At 24.9% G+C, this 19,411-nt stretch carries 14 protein-coding genes and 1 pseudogene; 11 read left to right on the top strand and 4 right to left on the bottom strand.

Going from position 1 to position 19,411, the window contains the following annotated elements:
* Nucleotides 1-28 precede the first annotated feature (28 nt).
* Nucleotides 29-757, bottom strand: a complete 729-nt coding sequence (locus tag AC0B4K_RS02335; RefSeq protein ID WP_465103650.1) for a type III pantothenate kinase — start codon at nt 755-757, stop codon at nt 29-31.
* Nucleotides 758-763: 6 nt separating this feature from the next.
* Nucleotides 764-3,151, bottom strand: a complete 2,388-nt coding sequence (leuS, locus tag AC0B4K_RS02330) for a leucine--tRNA ligase (protein ID WP_465103649.1) — start codon at nt 3,149-3,151, stop codon at nt 764-766.
* Between the two features lie 145 nt (nt 3,152-3,296).
* Here leuS and AC0B4K_RS02325 point away from each other — a divergent pair, with 145 nt between their 5' ends.
* The 3 genes from AC0B4K_RS02325 (at nt 3,297) to AC0B4K_RS02315 (ending at nt 4,821) form a co-directional block, all read left to right on the top strand.
* Nucleotides 3,297-3,803 carry a hypothetical protein gene (locus AC0B4K_RS02325; RefSeq protein ID WP_465103648.1) on the top strand — a complete coding sequence of 169 codons (507 nt, stop codon included), beginning with the start codon at nt 3,297-3,299 and terminating at the stop codon, nt 3,801-3,803.
* A gap of 32 nt (nt 3,804-3,835) precedes the next feature.
* Nucleotides 3,836-3,964 carry a hypothetical protein gene (locus AC0B4K_RS02320; protein ID WP_465103647.1) on the top strand — a complete coding sequence of 43 codons (129 nt, stop codon included), beginning with the start codon at nt 3,836-3,838 and terminating at the stop codon, nt 3,962-3,964.
* Between the two features lie 473 nt (nt 3,965-4,437).
* Entirely contained in the window at nt 4,438-4,821 is a 384-nt protein-coding gene (locus tag AC0B4K_RS02315; protein WP_465102100.1) for a hypothetical protein, read from the top strand.
* Nucleotides 4,822-5,224: 403 nt separating this feature from the next.
* Here the strand turns inward: AC0B4K_RS02315 and AC0B4K_RS02310 are convergent.
* A pseudogene (locus tag AC0B4K_RS02310) lies at nt 5,225-5,533 on the bottom strand (class I tRNA ligase family protein); the annotation flags it as partial.
* A gap of 223 nt (nt 5,534-5,756) precedes the next feature.
* Here AC0B4K_RS02310 and obgE point away from each other — a divergent pair.
* The 3 genes from obgE to AC0B4K_RS02295 are packed head-to-tail and all read left to right on the top strand — an operon-like array spanning nt 5,757 to nt 9,057.
* The gene (gene obgE, locus AC0B4K_RS02305; RefSeq protein ID WP_465103646.1) at nt 5,757-7,022 is read left to right on the top strand and encodes a GTPase ObgE; all 1,266 of its coding nucleotides are present in this window, start codon (nt 5,757-5,759) and stop codon (nt 7,020-7,022) included.
* Nucleotides 7,023-7,052: 30 nt separating this feature from the next.
* Nucleotides 7,053-8,099, top strand: coding sequence for a hypothetical protein (locus AC0B4K_RS02300; protein ID WP_465103645.1), 1,047 nt, complete (start codon nt 7,053-7,055; stop codon nt 8,097-8,099).
* A complete protein-coding gene (locus AC0B4K_RS02295; RefSeq protein WP_465103644.1) occupies nt 8,089-9,057 on the top strand; it encodes a hypothetical protein in 969 nt (322 codons plus the stop codon). The genes AC0B4K_RS02300 and AC0B4K_RS02295 overlap by 11 nt, the downstream gene beginning before the upstream one ends.
* Nucleotides 9,058-9,103: 46 nt before the next feature.
* Here the strand turns inward: AC0B4K_RS02295 and AC0B4K_RS02290 are convergent, their stop codons facing one another.
* The gene (locus AC0B4K_RS02290) at nt 9,104-9,349 is read right to left on the bottom strand and encodes a hypothetical protein (protein ID WP_465103643.1); all 246 of its coding nucleotides are present in this window, start codon (nt 9,347-9,349) and stop codon (nt 9,104-9,106) included.
* Nucleotides 9,350-9,454: 105 nt separating this feature from the next.
* Here AC0B4K_RS02290 and AC0B4K_RS02285 point away from each other — a divergent pair, with 105 nt between their 5' ends.
* The 5 genes from AC0B4K_RS02285 to AC0B4K_RS02265 all read left to right on the top strand — a co-directional run bounded on the left by AC0B4K_RS02285 (nt 9,455) and on the right by AC0B4K_RS02265 (nt 19,038).
* Nucleotides 9,455-11,191 (top strand): GIY-YIG nuclease family protein, encoded by a 1,737-nt coding sequence (locus AC0B4K_RS02285; RefSeq protein ID WP_465103642.1) that lies wholly within the window; start codon nt 9,455-9,457, stop codon nt 11,189-11,191.
* Nucleotides 11,192-11,334: 143 nt separating this feature from the next.
* Nucleotides 11,335-14,676, top strand: coding sequence for a fibronectin type III domain-containing protein (locus AC0B4K_RS02280; protein ID WP_465103641.1), 3,342 nt, complete (start codon nt 11,335-11,337; stop codon nt 14,674-14,676).
* Nucleotides 14,677-14,771: 95 nt separating this feature from the next.
* Nucleotides 14,772-16,739 (top strand): transposase family protein, encoded by a 1,968-nt coding sequence (locus AC0B4K_RS02275; RefSeq protein WP_465103640.1) that lies wholly within the window; start codon nt 14,772-14,774, stop codon nt 16,737-16,739.
* Nucleotides 16,740-16,750: 11 nt separating this feature from the next.
* The gene (locus AC0B4K_RS02270) at nt 16,751-16,993 is read left to right on the top strand and encodes a hypothetical protein (RefSeq protein ID WP_465103490.1); all 243 of its coding nucleotides are present in this window, start codon (nt 16,751-16,753) and stop codon (nt 16,991-16,993) included.
* Between the two features lie 512 nt (nt 16,994-17,505).
* Nucleotides 17,506-19,038 (top strand): transposase family protein, encoded by a 1,533-nt coding sequence (locus AC0B4K_RS02265; protein WP_465103639.1) that lies wholly within the window; start codon nt 17,506-17,508, stop codon nt 19,036-19,038.
* Nucleotides 19,039-19,411 lie beyond the last annotated feature (373 nt).

Here is a 19,411-nt window from a genome sequence, read left to right as displayed (position 1 = left end):
TAAAAAGTTTTTTTAATAATAAAATATTTTAAGTATATTTTGAAGCAATTAAAATCATTGCTTCAATTACACTATGTAAAATAATATTGGTTAAGTTGAATTTTTGAAAATATTTTAAATCACCACCAGTATAAAAAACTGGCAAATTTATTCTATTTATATCATTTATCAAACCGATAATACCGTAATAATTACCATTAATTATACCAATTGATAATGCATCTTTAGTATTAGTAGCTAATGATTTTGCTATTTGATAATTTAAATCTTGCTTATTTATTAATGAAATATTTTCAAAGAATGATTTTACACCTTGCTTAATACCCGGAAGTAAGATTACCCCTTCAAGAGTTTTATCAATAATTTGGGTAATAACAGTTGCGCTGCCAAGGGAAACTAAAATAGCAGATTGATACTTATTGGCAATTAAATAAGTATTTAATAAAATATCAATTCCTACTTCTTTAAAGTTAATTAAAGGGTTTAATTCTAAAGTAAGGTTTTTAAATATAAATTGATGGTTAATTAACTGAATCTTAATTTTTAGTCTTGTTATAATGTTTATTAATTTATTTGTATATTTTAAATTTACACTACATAATCATGCTTTTTTTATTTTATGACTAAAATTATCCAAAATTTCTTTAATTAATTTATGTGAAATTAATTTAACATTTAAAACCTTCACAATTGTTTTATTACCTTGTGTTTGAAAACCTATTTTTAAAGCTGTATTACCTAAATCTAAATAAATCATTATTGATTAAACATTAAAAATAATAATTTTACCTTTAATAAATTCTTTATGTTTAATTTCTTTGCCTTCTATAAATTTTTGTACATTTGGATGGTTTTGAGCTAAAGCAATAATTTGCTGATCATCTATATCTGCAGTTTTTTCAATAATAGCTCGAACTTTTCCATTAACTTGCACTACTACTTTAACTACTGATTCTTTGATTAGTGATTGATTATATAAAGGCCAAATTTGGTCTTTTATTTGTTTTTTGTCTAAAAGTTCTAATAATTCTTCAGAAATATGTGGAGCTAGTGTCGAAAGCATAATCAAGAAATCAACTAAAGGTTGAAGGTTATTTAATTTTGTTACTTTATATAAAGCATTAATAAAGACCATAAGTTTACTAATTGCAATATTAAATTTTAATTGATCGATTGCTTCGGTTACTTCTTTAATTGTTGCTTGCCATACTGAATTAAATTCTTCATCTTCATATGAATCATCAATTAAAGTAGGATTTAAAGCAAATTTTTCAATAATCACAAAAACACGGTCTAACCACTTACGAATACCTTTAATTGAACTCACACTTCATTCTTTCGTATCAGTTAATGGGCCCATAAACATTTCATAAACCCGTAAAGTATCAGCACCATATTCATTAACAATATCATCCGGGTTAATGACATTGCCCCTACTTTTAGACATTTTTTGCCCATCAGGTCCCAAAATCATTCCTTGATTAACTACCTTCATAAAAGGCTCAGATACTGGCAAAATATTTATATCATATAAAAATTTATGTCAAAATCTAGAATAGATTAAGTGCCCAACAGCATGTTCTTGTCCGCCTATATATAAATCAACGGGAAGCCATTTTTGAAATCTTTGATATGCTTCTTTGCTTTGGATATCTAAATATGTTCCATCTGAATTTTTTAAAATATAGGCTAAGAAATATCATGAACTACCTGCCCATTGCGGCATGGTATTTGTTTCTCTGCGATATTTTTTACCATTACGTTCAAAATATAACCATTCTCTATTATTAGCAAGTGGTGATTCACCAGTTAGTGATGGTTTAATATTTTCCATATATGGCAATTCAACAAAATTTTCTTCTAAGTAAATATTGTTATCTTCATCAAAGTAAACTGGAAAAGGTTCTCCTCAATATCTTTGACGCGAGAAAATTCAATCCCTTAGTTTATATGATATTTGACTTTGTGCTAAGTTTTGTTCTTTTAATAAATTAAAAACTAAAATTGTCCGTTCTTGTTTAGGTTGCTTTTCAAAATTAACTAAATCAGTTATGCCAAAGTTTTTAGTTGGAAGAATCGAAGGTACATCTAAGTTATATTTAGTAGCAAAGTCTTGATCGCGTTCATCTTCAGATGGAACACCCATAATTGCCCCAGTTCCATAAGTATTTAAAACATAATTAGATGTTCAAATTGGTAAAACTTCTTGGGTAATTGGATGAATGACATTTAAACCAGTGTATACACCTACTTTTTCTTTATTATTTGAAATCCTGTCTCGATCACTAATTGTTTTAGAATATTCTAAGAATTCATTTACTTCTTTTTGGTTTTTAGCTCTCTTAATAATATCATGTTCGGGGGCAACAATTAAAAAACCTACTCCAAAAATTGTATCAATTCTTGTGGTAAAAACATCAATAAAATCATCTGCATTTTCTAATTTGAATTTAACAATATGTCCGACAGATTTTCCAATTCAGTTTTCTTGTAATGTTTTTAGTGATTCTGAAAAATCAACATCTTTTAATCCTTCTAAAAGTTTTTCAGCATATGCAGTGATTTTTAAGACTCATTGTCTCATTGGTTTGCGAATAACTGGGAAATTGCCTCTCTCACTAACTCGTTGACCATTTTCATCAGTTATAACTTCTTCATTAGCTAAAACAGTCCCAAGTTCTTCGCACCAGTTAACATCAATTTCTTTAATTTCGGCAAGGCCTTGTTCGTATAACTTTTTAAAAATTCATTGTGTTCATTGGTAATATTTTGGATCAGTTGTATCAATTTCTTTATCTCAGTCAAATGACATTCCAAGACTTTTAAGTTGCTTTTTAAAAGTTTTAATATTATCTTGTGTAAAACTTGCTGGATGGTTACCAGTTTTTAAGGCATATTGCTCAGCGGGTAAACCAAAGGCATCTCACCCAATTGGATGAAGCACATCAAAACCATTTAAACGTTTATAACGAGCTACAATATCAGTAGCTGTATAACCTTCAGGGTGACCAACATGCAGGCCTGCTGCTGAAGGATATGGAAACATATCTAAAGCATAAAATTTCTTATCATGATTATTTGTTGTTTTGAAAGCTTGAGTTTTTTCTCAAATTGCTTGCCATTTTTGTTCAACTTCTTTGTGTTTATACATAGTTAACTAATTATAACCTAAAAATACTATATATATAATATATAACTTAAATAATATATAATATGTCCAATGACAACTATTTAGGTCCATATATAAATCCCACCGAAAGTGAACTAATTTAATTAAAATATGGTATAAATTATTTATGAGAATCAAACATAACATAGATAAGTACAAAAACTTAACAAACTACGAACTAAAAAAGCAGCAATCTCTCATATTAATTGCTACAAATATTGAAAAATCTTTATCTCAACTTAGTTTAATCACAAACCTTAGTGTATCAACTGTAAAAAGATATAAAAAAATAATAAAAAGTAATCAAGAAATTAACATCAGTCATAAAAATAAAAATCAACAAAGAAGTTGCAAAGTTACCGATTCAGAAATTGAATTAGTGTTTAAAGATTATTTAAAAACATGTGAAATTATTTTAAATAGCGTTCTAACAAATAACCAACTTTCGTTTAAAAGTTATTATTATTCAGAATATGGTTCTTTTATAAGGCAAAAAATTTCTTACAAAACTTTGGTAAGAAGATTCAACCAATTAGGATTATTTAATATACATACAACCAAAAGAGGAAGAAAAATTGCAAGATTATCAAAGAAAAAAACTTCAAAAAAGATAATATTACTACTAAAAAATTAGTATCAAAAAATCAACCAAAACAAAAACAAGTTTTGAATCTAAAGAAAAATTTAGAATTTGGTGAAATTGTTGAAATCGATGCTCAGCTTGAGCCATATTTAAAAAATAATAAAGCATTATATCTTTACCATGAATTGATGTTGCCACTGGAACATTATTAGCAGCATGATTTGAAGAACAAGAAACAACATTAGGATATCAAAGGCTGTTAGAAATAGTATTTAAGAAATATGGATTTCCAAAGAAAATTTATACTGATAAAAGAAGAACTTTTTGGGGAAACGAAAACGCACAAACAATTTTTGAAAAAGATTTAAATAAAAAAGGAATAGAAGTACTCAGTTCATCTAATCCCAAACATAAACCACACGTTGAGAGATCTTTTAGAACATCATTAGATCAATACCCATTATTAATTCATGAAAACGGATATAAAGATATTAATGATTTAAAGCAAAATAACGAAGTATTTCAAAATTATTACAACACGAGGAATAAAAAAATAATTTCTAAACATAATGTCTTTCAAAAAGAAGGAAAGAAAAACGGCAATTGAGCCGTTGATTTAGAGATTAATAGAAAAGTTTTAAATGGTGTTGTTAGATACCAAGGTAAAAACCTTGCAGCTTTCGATATGCATGACAAAAGGATTATATTTCCTTATAATTCTGATGTTGTGTTAGTACATTCTTCTGATGATAATTTGTATTTTAAATATAATGGAAAAAAATACTTTGCCAAAGAACCTAATGGAAAATATCTAAGCTTTACAGAAATGTGAGCTCTTGAGAAAGGTTTAGATTATTCTATCCCTGCCGTTGGAAAACTAGCATTTATCCATAAGAAAACAAACTCATTTTTTAAAACTCTTGAATTATACATCTCAAAGTTTAATAGTGTCTCTGTGAATGCACAAGGAAATAACCTTGAAGCCAATAAGATTATGGCTGAGTATTTAGAGATACTTCGAACATTACACAGAAGCATCAATGATGAAATAAAAATTGATGCATATTAATTTTAATATTTTTTAATAAAAAAGAAAATAATAAAATAGAAAACACGGCCACGTGTTTTCTGGAAGTTTTGCTTACTTTTTCAAAAGTAAGGCTCCCTTGATCGCAATCAAGGGCGGGCGGGCGGGGGGTTAAAAATCTTTTTGCTTCATTTTGAAATTTTATAGTTAATTTAATAATATACATAATTATATCTTAATTTTTTAGACAGTAAAAACATCAAAAAATATATAAATTTTCCAATTTAGTTGCCAAAGAAGAAAAAAATTTTTTTGGTTTGTTTTTTCGTTATCTTTTTTCGCGACAAAGGGATCCATAATATAAATCAAAAAATAAAAAAATGATTAACCCCAACAGTCTGGGCAAAATATTAAAAAAGTAGTGCAAAAAAGTAGTTATTCTACATTTTATATTTGCTTGCGTAAATGGTGCTGGGTGGTTACCTGTTTTTAAAGCATATTGCTCTGCTGGTAAACCAAAAGCATCTCACCCAATTGGGTGTAAAACATCATAACCATTTAAACGTTTATATCTAGAAACAATATCTGTAGCAGTATATCCTTCTGGATGACCAACATGCAACCCAGAAGCAGAAGGATAAGGAAACATATCTAAAGCATAAAATTTTTTATCACTTTTGTCTGTAGTGATAAAAGCTTTAGTTTCTTCTCATATTTTTTGTCATTTTTGTTCAACTTTTTTGTGATTATACATAGTTATTTAATTATAACTTATTTTTATGTTATTAATATAATTAATACAATAAAAAAGCATTTTAAGACCAAAATAGTGAATATTTTAGTCTTAAATAACTAAAATAATATTTCAGCATTATTTAAAATAGATTATTAAAATTTTGTTTCTTTTACCTTTATAATTATTTAAAAAGAATATAAAATATGGTAATATTTAGAGTATATTTAAAATAAGGAGAATTATGGCAAGATTTATTGACGAAATAACTATATCAGTACAAGCGGGAAAAGGCGGAAATGGTATGATTTCCTTTAGACGTGAAGCCCACGTTGATAAAGGTGGTCCAGATGGTGGAGATGGTGGTCGTGGTGGTCACATCTATTTTGTCGGTGATTTAGGAAAAAATACGCTATTAAGCTTCTATAAAAATAAACATATCGTCGCGGAAGATGGGGTTAATGGTGGACCTAAAAACCTTTATGGAGCCAACGCTAAGGACACTTACATTAAGGTTCCGATTGGTACATTAGTCTACAATGGTAAAAAGTTAATTGCTGATATTATCGAACCAGATGTTCCTTATTTAATCGCAAGCGGAGGTAAAGGTGGTCGTGGAAATAATAAATTCAAGACAACCAAAAACACAGCTCCAAAAATTGCGGAAAACGGTATGCCAGGCGAAAAATATGAAGCCAAAATTGTTCTTAAAATTCTTTCAGATGTAGGGGTTGTAGGAAAACCATCAGCAGGTAAATCAACATTTCTTAATGCAATATCTAATGCTAATGCAAAAGTAGCCGATTATGAGTTCACTACTTTAGTTCCTCAATTAGGTATGGTTCAATTCCATGATAATTCATTCACAGTTGCTGACTTACCAGGATTAATTAAAGGAGCTTCTTTAGGTAAGGGATTAGGGATTCAATTCCTTAAGCACATTGAACGTTGTAGAATAATAGCTCACATTGTTGATTTTGGTTCTGAAGATAAAGATCCAATTGAAGATTTCAATGTTATTAATAATGAGTTAAGAAGTTATAATCTTAAATTAGAAAATAAACCTCAATTGTTTATAGCTAATAAATCTGACATGGATGTTTTTAAAGATAATATTAAAAAGTTCAAAAAAGCATTTCCAAATGTTGAAGTAGTTGAAATATCTGCAATTTTTAGAGATAATCTTGATTTAGTTAAGGCTAAATTATGAAACTTAATTGAAAAAAATCAATATGCTACTATTGAAAATGACGAAGAAGAAGCTAAAGTTATTGAATTTGAACCTGATTATGTAGTTAATTCACCATATAAAGGTCATTTTGAAGTTACTGGTAAAAAAGTTGAAGAACTTTACCACAAAATACCTATCAATACTTATGATAACTTAGTACGTTTTAATAATATTCTTAAGAAAATTGGCGTATGAGAAGAATTAATTAGACAGGATATTCAAAGAGGAGATACTGTTTCTATCTATGGATTCGAATTCGAATGAGAAGATGAACAATAATACAGAAGATTATGAAATGGAGATTTTTTTATGTCTAAAGAAAAAATAAAAATTATTAGCAAAAATATTAAATCAATAAAGTTAACTCCATTTAATAAGTTTAATGGTGAACCAAACAAATGATTTAAAGAAACTAATTTATACAAAGAAACAGTAAATTTAAAAGAAGAAATTAGATGATTTCAAGGGAATTGGTCATCAATGAGTAATAAACATGATCCAACAAAAGTCAGATGTAGATCAGATAAATTTCTTTCTAATATAAAAAATGATAAAAATATCTCTCATAAAGAAAATGTAATTTTATTATCTTCATTTAAATATAATGACAAAATTATTCATTCAATTGTTAGTGGTTATTGATTTTCTAATTACAAGCATAGTACAAATTCTTCTAATAGTTTTATTAACATAGAATATAGTGAGTTAATTGATATGTTAGAAAGTAATGGTTTTTATTATAAAAATACAAGCAAAAAAAGTGGTCAAAAACAACAAACGAAATATGTTATTTATTTTTTTGAAGATAATAATTTTGAAATTAATAATTTTTTTCAATATATTGAACTTTCAAGAAATTTACATAACAACTATTCAGATTCTCTAAATTTATTTTCAAAATATGATCCATCGATACCTAAAAATAGTAAAATCATTTTATATGAATTATTTAATGATTCATGTGCGGTTCATACTTTAAATCCAGATTTTTGCAAAACCAAAATTGATTGACAAGCAACAAAAAAAGCTATAAGTAATACTAATTTAAACGTTCCAGTAGATTTTCACCACTTTATTTCAAGAGAAATTTTCAAAAAAGCATGAAATAGACATGAAATAGATGAATTAGATTGAAAAATGATTCATGATAAGATAAATTTATTACCACTTTGTCAAATATGTCATCAAAGCATACACAACAAAGATAAAGGACTTGCTGAAGAGACATTCAATTATATATTAAGAGTCTACGAAAAAAATGGAGCTCTTGAAGATTTTTTAAACTTTTTAAACAAATCTCAAGTTTTAAATAATATAGAAGAATTGAAAAGGTGGTATATAAATAATGAAATATAAGAAAATTGTTGTATGGGACCTCTTCGGTGGAGGACAAAATAGTGTGTACAAATCACTGGTAGAAAAAGATAAAATTAAACATTTTGATGTTTATACTTTTGATGTTACTCAACCTGATAGGGATAATCAATTTAAAATAGATTTAGCTCAAGAATTTAGTGTCCTCAAATCATATTTTTCAAGTTTACCTAAACCAGATATTATAGTTGCCAGTCCTTTATGTCAATCATTTAGTTCTGTTCTAAATATGAAGGGTGGAGGAACACCTTTTTGAAAGTATGCTGATGAATCTAAAACATTGTTAACCGAAAGAACAGTAGAGGAATTTGAGAAACTTAAGGGTGGATTTACAAAAAATTTAAAAGCTGATGTGCAATTATTTATTAAGAGATTGGGTGAAAAATGCATTAATAATACAATTGATATTATAAAAGAATTTCAACCTAAATTATGATATATAGAAAACCCTAAAAATAGTTTAATGTGAAAATACATAAAATATAATAAAGTAGATTTTTACAATGATAAGTTAATGTACCTAAATGAAGCATCTTTTGGTAAATATGGTTTCTTGACTTCTAAACCAACTATTTTTTTATCTAATTTAAAAATAATTTTAGAAAAAGGCAAAATTGAACCACCATATGAAATAAAAGAAATTATGGGACAAAAATATTACGTATTAAAAGATGATAATAGTGTTAAGGTACCTTATTCACTTGATAGTAGAATGATAGGTCTTTCCTCGTTGAATAAAATGATAAAAGCTAGGTCTGTTAAATCAGGTATGGGGGGCATGGATTTTGTTATGCGTTCAAATAAAAATATACAAAAAAATAAAATGACAAATGAGCAATTATCAGAAGCAGGTCCTGCAAGTGCTATACCTCATGATTTAATCGATGCTATTTTTTCTGCATTTTTAGATGAGATAAAAAAAGGGAATGGTAGTTTATAGACTAGAAAGGATCATCCGGATACCCCCGGGTGATTTTTTAACATATTTAAAGGAAAATATTTATGAGACATTTAAAAACAGAAGAAGTTGTAACAAAAGTATCTCCATATTTCACACTATTTTGTTTTGTGTCTTTTTTTATCAAATCCAAATCATATATGCTAGTTATCGGATTTTTAAAGACATTTAGGTATGTTGCGTATTTAGTATTACCATATCCGAAATCTTTTTTAGTTTTACCTGACAAACCTGAATATGTTTTTCCTAAGTTAACAACTTCCCCTGTTCTCAACCGTAATGCGTTTAAAGAAATATTTTGTTATTTTTTTGATTTTTTAAGATATATAACTAGTTCAAAATCAGAAAAAATATTATTAATTTACTATATAATTTTTATATGCATAATCAAAATGAAATACTAGCATTAAAAATTGAAACTGTTGCAAATAAACCTGGTATTTATTTATGAAAAAATAAAGAAAATAAGGTTATTTATATCGGGAAAGCAAAGAATCTTAAAAAAAGAATGAAGCAATATTTTGCAGGGAGTATAAATTCTTATAAAACATCAAAAATGGTATTAGAAATTACTGATTTTGATGTTGTTTATACTTTAAGTGAAAGAGATGCCTTACATCTTGAAGAAAAGATGATTAAAGAATATATGCCTCCTTATAATATAAAGCTTGTTAATACTCAAAAAAGCCCATATATAAAGGTTTCAATAAATAAAAAGAACTTAATACAATTCAGTTTTAGTGAAAAAGTTAGTAAAAAAGAAAGTATAAACGAGTTTTATTACGGTCCTTTATTCTATAATGACGCTCATAAAAATTTTATAGATGTACTAAAAAGTTTTTATACATATAAAAATGGTTTGTTAATAACAGAACAAACTTACCAAGAAGCATTAAGTATCTTTAATGAAATTAAAGAAATTTTTAAATATAAAAATAATGACTTTATAAATAAATTATATGAACAAGAAGTCAATTTCGCTCTTAAAACTGACTTCAAGAACGCGGAAAAATATCAAAAAGCTCAAGAGTTTCTTAAAAAAACTAAAGAACCTCAAGTTACTAATATTCAAAAATATTTTTTAGTTGATTATATATATGTAAAACAATTCAAAGAATTGGTTTACATAGCGATCAAAACATATAACTACGGAATAGTAACTAATGTTATTCTAAAAAGTTTTAAATGAAATGGTTTACTTAATGAATTTATTGAACAATTTTTAGAATTGTATTATAAAGAAAAAATAATCCCTAAACAAATATATATAAATCAAGAAATATCTGAATTAGAACTCGAATTAAGTGATGAATTAAATAAAATAATTTCATTCCCTAAAATCGGAACTAACGCACTGATTATTAATAATTTAGAATTAAATATAAATGAAAAATATAAATCACTAAACATAGAAAAAGGTTATGAAATATTTGATGAATTATCAAAAACTTTAAATATTAAAAACCTAAGAAATATTTATATTTTTGATAATTCTTTTGAAAAGAAGAAAGATGGTGTTGGTGTTGTTTTAGAAATTAATTCATTAAACTATAAAAAACCAATTTTATATAAATGAACTCTAGAAAAAGAAATTTCTAATTTTGATAAAGAAGATGATTTAAAATATATGTATTTTAATATTCATAAATTTTTAAAACTACATGAGAAAAAAATTAATGAACAAGATTTATTTATTGCTGATGGTTCAGTTAACCAAATTAAAGAAATTTACGAAGGTCTAAAAAATTATGGATTTAACAACAAAGTTATTGGTTTAGTTAAAAATGAATTTCATAGAACACAAAAAGTTATTGATATCAATAATAACTTAATAACTTTTAGTGATATGGTTTTTAAATTCTTTGAAAATATCCAACATGATGTTGATAAAAATGCTAAAAAGTATTTAAATAAAACTAGAAATAATAAACTTATGAAATCAGAATTACTTAATATACAGGGGCTTGGTGAGAAAACCGAAATAAAACTTCTTAATCATTTTAATGACATCCAAAACATAAAAAACGCTTCTCTTGAAGAGTTTTTTAAGGTAGTTAATAAAGATTTAGCAATTAAAATACATAACTATTTTAATGCAATAAGCACAAAAAAATAACCTATTATTGGTTATTTTTGTATTTTTAATTATAAAAATCATATGACAAGTATGATTGACTTTTAAAAAATATAAATATTATAAAATTTAATCAATTTTTAATAAAGCTTTAAAATTATATAATTTATAGTAAAGGTATAAATATGAAGTTAATTAAAAAAATATCACTTTTATCAATAAGTTTATTCCCTTTATTAGTGGGATATTCATGTTCAACGCATGAAAAAATAATTAATAATAGTCTTTACATAAAAGAACTTAAAGTGGAAGAAGAAAATCAGAATAGCGTTAGTTTTACTGTAACTTTTAATAACAATGTTAAGTTTAACAAACTAGAAATACATTACAAAAACCTAAACAATAACTCTATAAATTCACAACAAATTATTTTTACCCAAAATAAAAAAGAATTTACTTTTAATTTAAAAAATTTAGAAGCAAATACTGAATATCAAATACTTTCATTTTCATCACAAGAAGCATTAACACAAGAATTAAAAATAAGTCAAAAAATTAAATTTAAAACCAAAAGTAATTTTATAACAAAAATAACATCGCTAAAACAAGTTGAAACCACAGATTCTAGCAAGTTAAAAATAATTTATAGAACTAATAATGAATTAAATTTAAATGAATATAACAAAGTTAAAATAACTTATTCATCACCTAACCAAAATAATAAAAAAATGAATCAAATTATTAAAACATCATTAAATAATGAATTAATATTAGATGCTGAAATAAATACTAAATACATAATTAATAAAATTGAAACACTCAATTTAGAAACCCTTTGAGAAGGAAGAGACTATAGTGAGGAGTTTCAAAATTTATTAATTATTAATAATCATTATTATAACCCCCAAAAAAATGAACTAACTATCAATTTTGATACTAAATATTTAAATTTAACTAAACATAAAGTTAAGACAACATTTAAAAGCATAAATGGCAATCACTCCTTTGAACAAATATTTAATTTTAAACAAAGTTCTACAATTAATTTGAATAATTTTAATGAAACTAATAAAGAATTTGTATTAGAAGAAATGTTTATTGAAGAAAAAGGGAAATGAATAAAAATAAATAATTTTTCAAATGAAAAAATTGAAATTTCCAAAAATAGTTTTTCTTACCTTGACAATTATTTTTCCCCAAATAATGTAATTAGTGACACTCATGCAAATATTAATTTATATTTAAATGATCTTAATAACCAATTTTCTCATAATCAAAATATTAAATTAACTTTATCTAATCTACATCAGTATAGTAGCAATTTACAATATGATGATATAAGAAAACAATATTATTTAAATATTAACTTTAGGGATTTAAATCCTAAAGAAAAATACCATATACTTAAAATTGAATTAAATAAGCAATTAATTTATGATTATAATACATCAAAAACATATTTTAAATTTACTACCCTAGATAATATTGAAGACATAACATCTTTTGAAATCGAGAAAAATATTTTAGAAAATGATGATACTAATAATGAAGTTTCAATATCTTTCAATCAAATAAAACCTGAATATATAAATAAAAAAATGAGACTTTCCTTCATAAATGAAAATAACAAGATTTTTTATTCTGATGATATTTTTATTAAAAATCAAAATAAAGAGTTTAGGTTTATTTTAAACAACCTAAAACCTGGTCATAAATATAGTTTTTATAAAATTGAGTTATATAATGATGATATTTGAAAGCAATTAAATATTAAAAATAATATTAATAAGTATTTTATAATAAATGAAAAGCAACATAACCAAGAAATAGAAGAAAAAGTTCATATAAATAATTCAGGAATCTTTGACTTACAAAATGCCAACACGCTAAGCGATAATGAAATAAATATAAGTAAGTACAATGATGAAATATTGTCTCAAGAAACATTGAAAAAAAATAACCATTTTAATGAATATTTTAAAGCATTGGAGGAAGATTTTGATAAAAACACTTCTAACGATACAATAAATTATAAAAATTACCAAATGGTACAAAATATAGATATAGAAAACATAAAAATACAAGATCAAAAAGTTAGAGTTCAATTAAGCAATTTAAATATCAATATATTAAACTCCAAAGTGTTAGTTAAAAGTTATGATGAACATAATCCATGATCTAAATTAATTGAGACTAGTGTTTCAGATAATGCTTTAGAATTTAATTTAGATATTTTACCTGATAATTTAAATCAATTTATTATTACAAATTTAATTATTAATACTGATAAGCTTATAAAATTAGATTTTTCAAGTAAATATATTATTAAAATTAAAACTCAAATAGATTTTAACATCTCGCATTTTAAAGTTTATAAAGATAATATAAATAAAGATTTATATGGTTCAATATCATTTAATTGAAATGAAAATGAGGCAAAAAAATTAAAAGATAAAATATTTGTATTGATTTTTAAAACTCAGAAAAAAGAATTTAATCCTAAATATGATATATTCGGACAAATCACAAACCAAAATGAAAATTTCGATGAAAAAAATATATTAAACGATATTAAGAAAGTATATTTAAATTTTGAAGAACTCCATAAATTTAAGATGAATAATTTTCAAGAGAAACTAATTTATAATTTAAATTCATTTGATATTTTAAATAAAGGTAGTTATACCAATTTCCTAGAAAGACAAAAAGTTAATTTAAAATATAATTTTAGTTTTGATTTTAATTGAGAACAAGGAAATCCATTAACTAATCAATTACACACTAATTATAAAAATATTAGTCAACAGAATGAAGAATTTTATAATTCACTAAAAATTACTAAGCGAGATTTATTTAATAATGAAAAAAGCCAGCAGACAAATATTAATTATAGTATAAGTAATTTTGAGAATTTATTAGAATATAATTTTGAAAATTATTACAAAAGAATTAGAAATCCATATAAACAATATAAACAAAACAAAAAATACAAGATATTTAAAAATGGTATTGAACAATCTATAAATTGATTTAGAAGTAGAGATTTACTAGCGAAAAGTGTATTTAATATCAATAAAGAAAAAACAAAAGCGTACTTAAGTAAAAATTTAAATTCTATTATTGGACTTAATTCAATTAATGATGAAGATGTTATATTTTGATTTATTTTTGAATTAGATTTAAATCCTGTAAAAATAAATCCAATAAAAGAATTTGACACTCCATTTTCTCGGGTAATTGTTCCAATTTCATTGAAAAATATTAGACAAAATCGAAATATACAAAATGCTATGTTTTACTTAGATTATAAAGTTGAAAATGTTGAAATGAGAAACTCGATAGCAAATAAAATTTCTTCAAATGTCAAGTTTGATATTTCTCTAGGCCAAGATAATGTTTTAAAATTATCAATTAATTCTAGGAATAATGCAAAAATAATTGAACCCGGCATAAAAAGGGGTGGTATTCAAACAAAAAACACTGACTCAAAAAAGTCAGTGTTTTTATATAAAGTGACAAAAAAATAAATAAAAAAAATGTGGAGCCCCCCGGCGACCACACTTCAACCTCATGGATATATTATAGCATATTTTCCATGAGGTTGAAGCTCAAGGAGAAAAATATGTCAAAAATTAAAAATTACATTTTAGAAAAAGAGAATTTAACTTTTAATGAAATTCGTCAAGAATTAAAAACACAAAGAATTATAGAAACTTTAAAAACTAGAAATCAAAAACACGAAACCAAATATCTTGCCAAAATTTTAGGAATTGAAAATATTTTTAAATTTTTAGGAATTTACAAAATTAAACTTAAAACTAGTGAGAATTTACTGAAATTATTAAGTCAATGTGATATTTTAATTTTTAGCTTAATAAAAGCTTTTGTGAAAAAAACTAATAGCTTTAAAATTGATATTTTAGATTTTAAAAACTTTTTAAAAAGTGAATTTAAAATTTCAAGACAAACAACTGAAAAAAGCTTTAAAAAACTGGAAGAATTTGAGCTAATTAAAATTGAATCAAAAACTTTAAAACTTGAAAAGTTAAATTTAATTTTAAAAGAAAAAAATAAAGTAAATTACATTGTTAATTTTAAAAATAATTTGCTTTTTTGTTTAATTGCTTTTGGAAAAGAATTTGCTAAAAAAATAATGCTTTTAAAATGATTGAAAAAGCAAAATAAAAAAGGAAAAGCTTTAAACAAAAAAATAAAAAACACAAATGTTGTCCAATGACAACTATTTAGGTCCATATATAAATCCCAGCGAAAGTGAACTAATTTAATTAAAATATGGTATAAATTATTTATGAGAATCAAACATAACATAGATAAGTACAAAAACTTAACGAACTACGAACTAAAAAAACAGCAATCTCTCATATTAATTGCTGCTAATATTGAAAAATCTTTATCTCAACTTAGTTTAATTACAAAGCTCAGTGTATCAACTGTAAAAAGATATAAAAAAATAATAAAAAGTAATCAAGAAATTGACATCAGTCATAAAAATAAAAATCAACAAAGAAGTTGCAAAGTTACCGATTCAGAAATTGAATTAGTGTTTAAAGATTATTTAAAAACATGTGAAATTATTTTAAATAGCATTCTAACAAATAACCAACTTTCGTTTAAAAGTTATTATTATTCAGAATATGGTTCTTTTATAAGGCAAAAAATTTCTTACAAAACTTTGGTAAGAAGATTCAACCAATTAGGATTATTTAATATACATACAACCAAAAGAGGAAGAAAAATAGCAAAATTATCAAAGAAGAAAACTTCACAAGAGACAACATTGCTATTAAAAAAATATTATAAACAAATTAAACAAAATGAAAAACAAAGACAAGTTTTGGGTCTAAAGAAAAATTTAGAATTTGGTGAAATTGTTGAAATCGATGCTCAACTTGAACCATATTTAAAAAATAATAAACCATTCTATCTTTATCATGCAATTGATGTTGCCACTGGAACATTATTAGCAGCATGATTTGAGGAACGAGAAACAACATTAGGATATCAAAGACTGTTAGAAATAGTATTTAAGAAATATGGATTTCCAAAGAAAATTTATACTGATAAAAGAAGAACTTTTTGGGGAAACGAAAACACACAAACAATTTTTGAAAAAGATTTAAATAAAAAAGGAATAGAAGTACTCAGTTCTTCTAATCCTAAACATAAACCACACGTTGAGAGATCTTTTAGAACATCATTAGACCAATACCCATTATTAATTCATGAAAACGGATATAAAGATATTAATGATTTAAAGCAAAATAACGAAGTATTTCAAAATTATTACAACACGAGGAATAAAAAAATAATTTCTAAACATAATGTTTTTCAAAAAGAAGGAAAGAAAAACGGCAATTGAGCCGTTGATTTAGAGATTAATAGAAAAGTTTTAAATGGTGTTGTTAGATACCAAGGTAAGAACCTTGCAGCTTTCGATATGCATGACAAAAGGATTATATTTCCTTATAATTCTGATGTTGTGTTAGTACATTCTTCTGATGATAATTTGTATTTTATAAATATAATGGAAAAAAATACTTTGCCAAAGAACCTAATGGAAAATATCTAAGCTTTACAGAAATGTGAGCTCTTGAGAAAGGTTTAGATTATTCTATCCCTGCCGTTGGAAAACTAGCATTTATCCATAAGAAAACAAACTCATTTTTTAAAACTCTTGAATTATACATCTCAAAGTTTAATAGTGTCTCTGTGAATGCACAAGGAAATAACCTTGAAGCCAATAAGATTATGGCTGAGTATTTAGAGATACTTCGAACATTACACAGAAGCATCAATGATGAAATAAAAATTGATGCATATTAATTTTAATATTTTTTAATAAAAAAGAAAATAATAAAATAGAAAACACGGCCACGTGTTTTCTGGAAGTTTTGCTTACTTTTTCAAAAGTAAGTCCCCCTTGATTGCAATCAAGGGGGGGTTAAAATCTTTTTGTTTCATTTTGAAATTTTATAGTTAATTTAATAATATACATAATCATATCTTAATTTTTTAGACAGTAAAAACATCAAAAAATATATAAATTTTCCAATTTAGCTGCCAAAGAAGAAAAAAATTTTTTTGGTTTGTTTTTTCGTTATCTTTTTTTGCGACAAAGGAATCCATAATATAAATCAAAAAATAAAAAAATGATTAACCCCAACAGTCTGGGCAAAAAATTAAAAAAGTAGTGCAAAAAAGTAGTTATTCTACAAAAATTTTCCAAATTTATTTATTAGTGATTTAATTAATCTGTCCAATGACAACTATTTAGGTCCATATATAAATCCCACCGAAAGTGAACTAATTTAATTAAAATATGGTATAAATTATTTATGAGAATCAAACATAACATAGATAAGTACAAAAACTTAACGAACTACGAACTAAAAAAACAGCAATCTCTCATATTAATTGCTGCTAATATTGAAAAATCTTTATCTCAACTTAGTTTAATTACAAAGCTCAGTGTATCAACTGTAAAAAGATATAAAAAAATAATAAAAAGTAATCAAGAAATTGTCATCAGTCATAAAAATAAAAATCAACAAAGAAGTTGCAAAGTTACAGATTCAGAAATTGAATTAGTGTTTAAAGATTATTTAAAAACATGTGAAATTATTTTAAATAGCATTCTAACAAATAACCAACTTTCGTTTAAAAGTTATTATTATTCAGAATATGGTTCTTTTATAAGGCAAAAAATTTCTTACAAAACTTTGGTAAGAAGATTCAACCAATTAGGATTATTTAATATACATACAACCAAAAGAGGAAGAAAAATAGCAAAAATATCAAAGAAGAAAACTTCACAAGAGACAACATTGCTATTAAAAAAATATTATAAACAAATTAAACAAAATGAAAAACAAAGACAAGTTTTGGGTCTAAAGAAAAATTTAGAATTTGGTGAAATTGTTGAAATCGATGCTCAGCTTGAACCATATTTAAAAAATAATAAACCATTCTATCTTTATCATGCAATTGATGTTGCTACTGGAACATTATTAGCAGCATGATTTGAAGAACAAGAAACAACATTAGGATATCAAAGACTGTTAGAAATAGTATTTAAGAAATATGGATTTCCAAAGAAAATTTATACTGATAAAAGAAGAACTTTTTGGGGAAACGAAAACGCACAAACAATTTTTGAAAAAGATTTAAATAAAAAAGGAATAGAAGTACTCAGTTCATCTAATCCCAAACATAAACCTCACGTTGAGAGATCTTTTAGAACATCATTAGATCAATACCCATTATTAATTCATGAAAACGGATATAAAGATATTAATGATTTAAAGCAAAATAACGAAGTATTTCAAAATTATTACAACACGAGGAATAAAAAAATAATTTCTAAACATAATGTCTTTCAAAAAGAAGGAAAGAAAAACGGCAATTGAGCCGTTGATTTAGAGATTAATAGAAAAGTTTTAAATGGTGTTGTTAGATACCAAGGTAAAAACCTTGCAGCTTTTGATATGCATGACAAAAGGATTATATTTCCTTATAATTCTGATGTTGTGTTAGTGCATTCTTCTGATGATAATTTGTATTTTAAATATAATGGAAAAAAATACTTTGCCAAAGAACCTAATGGAAAATATCTAAGCTTTACAGAAATGTGAGCTCTTGAGAAAGGTTTAGATTATTCTATCCCTGCCGTTGGAAAACTAGCATTTATCCATAAGAAAACAAACTCATTTTTTAAAACTCTTGAATTATACATCTCAAAGTTTAATAGTGTCTCTGTGAATGCACAAGGAAATAACCTTGAAGCCAATAAGATTATGGCTGAGTATTTAGAGATACTTCGAACATTACACAGAAGCATCAATGATGAAATAAAAATTGATGCATATTAATTTTAATATTTTTTAATAAAAAAGAAAATAATAAAAATAGAAAACACGGGCACGTGTTTTCTGGAAGTTTTGCTTACTTTTTCAAAAGTAAGGCCCCCTTGATTGCAATCAAGGGCGGGGGGTTAAAAATCTTTTTGCTTCATTTTGAAATTTTATAGTTAATTTAACAATATGCATAATTATGTCTTAATTTTTTAGACAGTAAAAACATCAAAAAATATATAAATTTTCCAATTTAGTTGCCAAAGAAGAAAAAAATTTTTTTTCTTTGTTTTTTCGTTATCTTTTTTTTGTAACAAAAGCATCATAATATAAATCAAAAAATAAAAAAATGATTAACCCCAACAGTCTGGGCAAAAAATTAAAAATGTAG

It is taken from the genome of Mycoplasma sp. 11548, from assembly GCF_055523555.1.
The sequence above is the reverse complement of the archived record's forward strand: the minus strand, read 5'-3'. Positions and strand labels throughout refer to the sequence as shown.